The sequence below is a fragment of the Mycobacterium neumannii genome (assembly GCF_002245615.1).
GTDB lineage: Bacteria > Actinomycetota > Actinomycetes > Mycobacteriales > Mycobacteriaceae > Mycobacterium > Mycobacterium neumannii_A.
In genome coordinates, this window is the sequence record NZ_NKCO01000022.1 from 20301 (window position 1) to 24902 (window position 4602).

General features: G+C 59.7%; 2 protein-coding genes and 1 pseudogene. All 3 read left to right on the forward strand.

Annotation, left to right across the window (positions count from 1 at the left end):
* Positions 1-159 precede the first annotated feature (159 nt).
* Complete coding sequence (locus CEX88_RS20920) at positions 160-1488, forward strand: glycosyltransferase (RefSeq protein ID WP_094294946.1); 1329 nt, start codon at positions 160-162, stop codon at positions 1486-1488.
* Between the two features lie 87 nt (positions 1489-1575).
* Positions 1576-2382: a TylF/MycF/NovP-related O-methyltransferase gene (locus tag CEX88_RS20925; RefSeq protein ID WP_094294947.1), complete on the forward strand. Its 807-nt coding sequence runs from the start codon at positions 1576-1578 to the stop codon at positions 2380-2382.
* Positions 2383-3366: 984 nt separating this feature from the next.
* Positions 3367-4293, forward strand: a pseudogene (locus tag CEX88_RS26650) (condensation domain-containing protein); the annotation flags it as partial.
* Positions 4294-4602: the final 309 nt, after the last annotated feature.

The window sequence follows — 4602 nt, forward strand, 5'->3', positions numbered from 1 at the left end:
ACTGTTGTTGCTGAGGCGCAATGCGCCGATCCGTCTGGAGGCAGTCGGATGGGTGAAAGCCGACAAAGGGCAGCTGCGTCATGTGTGGCTGGTATCGCCCTCGGGCGCTCCGGCGACACAAGCTGTAATCTCTGTCCACGCACTTGAAGGGGGCAGTGGATGGCTAAATCCCTAAGATTCGTGCTGGCAAGCTACGGAAGTCGTGGCGATGTGGAGCCCTGCGTTGCCGTCGGGCGGGAGTTGCTGCACCGCGGACACCAGGTGTATTTGGCAGTAGCGCCGGACATGGTGGGGTTCGTCGAGTCCGCCGGGCTTGAGGCGGTCGGATACGGCCCGAACGCGCGTTTGTGGCAGGACGTCCATCGTGAATTCCAGGCCCGAATGTCCCATCCCTCGAAGGTTGCGGACCTGCGGAGACTGTGGCAGGAGGATCGTGCGCTCTTGGCCCAGTACCTTGAAGAGGCGGACTCCACATTGATGGGGCTGGCCAAGGACGCCGACCTGCTGCTAACCGGCCCTCTCGGGGAAGATGTCGCGGCCAACGTCGCTGAGTATCACGGTATCCCGCTGGCGGTGATGCATTTCGTCCCTATGCGAGCTAACGGGCGAGTGTTCGAGCGCGCGGTGACGAAGTTCGGTGAGTGGGTCCAGTGGAGGGTGCTGTACAAAAAGGCCGAAGACAAGCAACGCGGCGAACTCGGTCTGCCCAAGGCGACGGCGCCTGCCCCACGCAGGATCGCCGGGTCGCTGGAGATTCAGGCGTACGACGAGGTTTGGTTTCCCGGATTGGCGGCCGAGTGGGGCCAAAGGCGGCCGTTTGTCGGCACGCTGACGATGCAGTTGCCGACCGACGCCGACGAGGAGATCGCATCGTGGATAGCCGCGGGAAAACCGCCCATATATTTCGGGTTCGGCAGCATCCCAGTCGACCTGGTCGAGTCCGCCGACAATGTGTTCGCGATGATCACGGATGCGTGCGCGGAGCTAGGTGAGCGGGCGCTGATCTGCTCTGGATGGAGCGGCTTCAGCGAGATGCAGTCCGACAGCGTCAAGGTTGCTTCCGCGATGAATCATGCGACGGTCTTCCCGGCCTGCCGTGCGGTCGTTCACCACGGTGGCTCAGGGACAACGGCTGCGGGCTTGCGTGCCGGAGTCCCGACGCTGATTCTTTCGACGTGGCCTGAGCAGGCGCGCTGGGGCGCTCTGGTGAAACGCCTGAAAGTCGGTGCAGCACGGCCCTTTGCGGACATCAGCCGCGAATCATTGGTTGAGGACTTGCGGACAATCGTCGCGGGGGAATACGTCACCCGAGCCCGCGAGATCGCTGCGCAGATGACCAAACCTGCGGAAAGCGTTGCCATCGCTGCCGATCTTCTGGAGCGCGAAGCGCTGTCGGAGGCGACCAATGCTGAGGCAGACGAGGTGGCTGGGGCTACTGACGCTCGCAATGTCGACAGTGCAGGGCAGCGTACCGGTGAACAAAGTTGAAGTGTGATGGGGTAGGGGCTGACACGCATCCAGCGCCTTGCGCAATGATTGCGTCTCGTAGCTTTTGCGTCAGAGGAGGGAAACTCGATGAGCAAGCCAACGGTGCCCGTCGTCGCTGACTATGTCACCTCGCGGATTGTGCGCCGGATTCGTCGGATGGACTCGCGCCACAAGTTCGTTGATCTGGATGAATCCACACAGGACATCATCCGCAGGGTCGACCCGTACACTCTGACCTCGAGCGATCGCGTTGCCGCCTTATGCGGGAGCGTCGATTACATTGTCGACAACGACATTCCGGGGGCCTTCGTCGAGTGCGGAGTTTGGCGCGGCGGAAGTCTGCTGGCGATGCTGTTGCGGCTCCGTCAACGTGGCATCGTCGACCGCGACATCTACGGGTATGACGTGTGGGCCGGCATGGGGCCGTCCGGTTTCCCGTACCAACCTACCGACGAAGATGTGCTCTTCAACGGCACATCGGTTCAGAGTTCTATGAACCCGGGCCGGATCGGTAAGGCACTGTACGACCGCGTAGTGCCGAAGGTGACCCATTTCAAGCCTTCGCGCGATGACGTCTTCGCTCTCTTGACCTCCACCGGATATCCCGCAGAGCGGATCAATCTCGTAGCTGGTCCCGTGGAGGACACTATTCCTGCGCAAGCGCCTGAGACGATAGCTCTGCTGCGCCTCGACACCGACCTATACGAGTCAACACGCCATGAGCTCGAGAATCTCTATCCACGAATTCCGGTCGGCGGAGTGTTGGTCATCGATGATTACGGGTACTGGAAGGGTGCCCGCAAGGCTGTCGACGACTATTTCGAGGGGCACCGCATTTTGCTGCACCGCGACGGCCCCTCAGTTCGATTCGCCATCAAGCAGCAGGAGCGCTGAACCTGGCTCAGTACTTTGCCGATGTGAGGGTAAATCGGAGTCATCCAGCACCAATGACGTCCGCCATGTAACGGCATGCAGTGCAGCTCGAGAATTCTGCACTGTTCTCTCCGCTGTTTCGAACCGCAGAGTAGTTCAGCAAACTGCCGCCACAGCTGAAGGCGCCCAAACGCCACCTGTAAGGGCATACTTCGATCATGAAGAGTTGATGCCAACATTTTCGGATGCCGACAATGACAGCGTCAGAGGTGCGTGGAGGGCGAACGACGGCTAACTGCCCCATTTGAGAACGCGCCGTCAATAATGGGTCGATTCTGATCGAGCGGTTTCGAAACGTCATTTCCAAATAGCTCCTCCGCGTCATTGCGGGAGTCGCTTCGTGAGTCAAACGGCACCTGCGCACGCATAGCGGGATCAGTCCGTTGGGAGACCTCGCTCGGCCAATCCACGGAACCCGTTGAGTTCACTGAGCCTAGAAAAATCGGGACGCGCCAAGCCGCCGGCACGCAGTCCGAGCTGGCCCATCACCGCAGGCGATAGCGTTTCGCGGCCCGAGCGCTCCGGATGCTAAGCTGTGAAGCGCATAACACCTAGAGACTTTGCTGAATCGCATCACAGATCTGGCTCGGCTTAGTATGGTTCGGAACAGTCCCACTCGCAAAAGTAAATCTGGAGAGCTGTGAGCATCGACCCGTTCGACTGCCCCAACGGTGGTTTGTCGTTTCGACCAGCGGTGAGCGCTGCAGCCTGTTCCTTGTCTTTGGGTGTGTCACAACCTGCTGATGAGCGGTTCACGGCAAAGTCTAGCGCCCTGCGTCTTGGACTGCTTCCGACAGGACTTCGCACGCGAATCAAAAGGTCTGCGCGAGAGGCTCGGCGGGGGCCAGACTCCGATGAGCAAAGCGCCTGACGTACTTGGCCGATTGAGGGGAACCAATGGAACTCGATGACCGGGTCTATCCGGTTACGCCGAGACAGTTCGAGATGTGGCTTGCGGAAGAAACGGGCCGCGCCGACGCGACGCTACATCTCGGCGGACTCCTGCGGATCGAGGGTTCCATAGATCCCGATCTCCTTGAATCGGCGATCTGTCATGTGGTGGGTGAGGCTGAACCACTTAGAGCCGAATTCTTCGAAATGGCTGGGCAAGTTTTCCAGAAGCCGGTTGATCACCCGTTGGTTGAGCTACGCCGCTATGACTTGATGCGCTCGCAAGATCCCGTCGAGGAAACGCATCGCTTGGCATCGAGTATCCGCCGCATGCCGATGCCTCTTTCTGGGCCACTATTCAAGTTCGCACTGTTGCAGACCCGAATAGACGAAAACTACTTGTTCGCATGCTGCCACCATATCGCGGTAGACGGAATCGGCCTTACTCTGGTTCTGCATCGAATCGCAGCTGTTTACTCTGCCTTTGCCGTTGGCGACGAGATACCCCCGGCTTTCTTCGGCTCCCTGCAAGACCTGGTTCAGTGCGAGCTGGAATACGAAACCTCCACGGACTATCTCGATGATCGTGCCTATTGGGCTAGCAATCTTCCTGCCGAAAGGCCGCTGACTCTCCCCTTAGCGCACGCCACAGCGACCCCCAGTGATGCAGACGAGTTCTCCCCACCGCTTCCACTGGAGCCGCAGATTGTGGAACGCATCGACGCTTTGTCGAGCCACCTGGGCGTACGTCGGTCGTCCGTGATCACTGCCGCCTGCGCGCTATTGGTGAGTGAGTACGACGCTGAGCGTTCGGAAGTTGTACTTGATTTTCCTGTTAGCAGGCGAGTGCGTCCAGAATCACAGGCTGTTACCGGGATGGTTTCTGGCGTTGTGCCACTTGTGTTGAAAACTCCGGCCGACTCTTCGGTTGCGGGGTTTTGTCGACACGTCGACACCCGAATCCGGGAAGCTTTGCAACACCAGCGGTTTCCGGTGCAGACGGTCGAGAGTGCAACGCGCCTCAACGACGCTGGGCGTGCGTCCAATCGGGTCGTTGTGAATATCATTCCCGCTGCGCATATGGGCCACTTCGATGGCGCCCTGGCGACAGGCACACTGACCAATGCCGGGTTCGGCGACCAGGCCGCGCTGGTCTTCTTCAAAGATGGCGATCAGCTCCATCTAAGCTCTTTGGGCGCCGGCCATCCGCTCGTGGAGCTTGATGTCTCCGACTTGGCGGACCGGTTGAGTCGCCTTCTACTGGTGATGTCTACTGATCCAGAGCAGCGG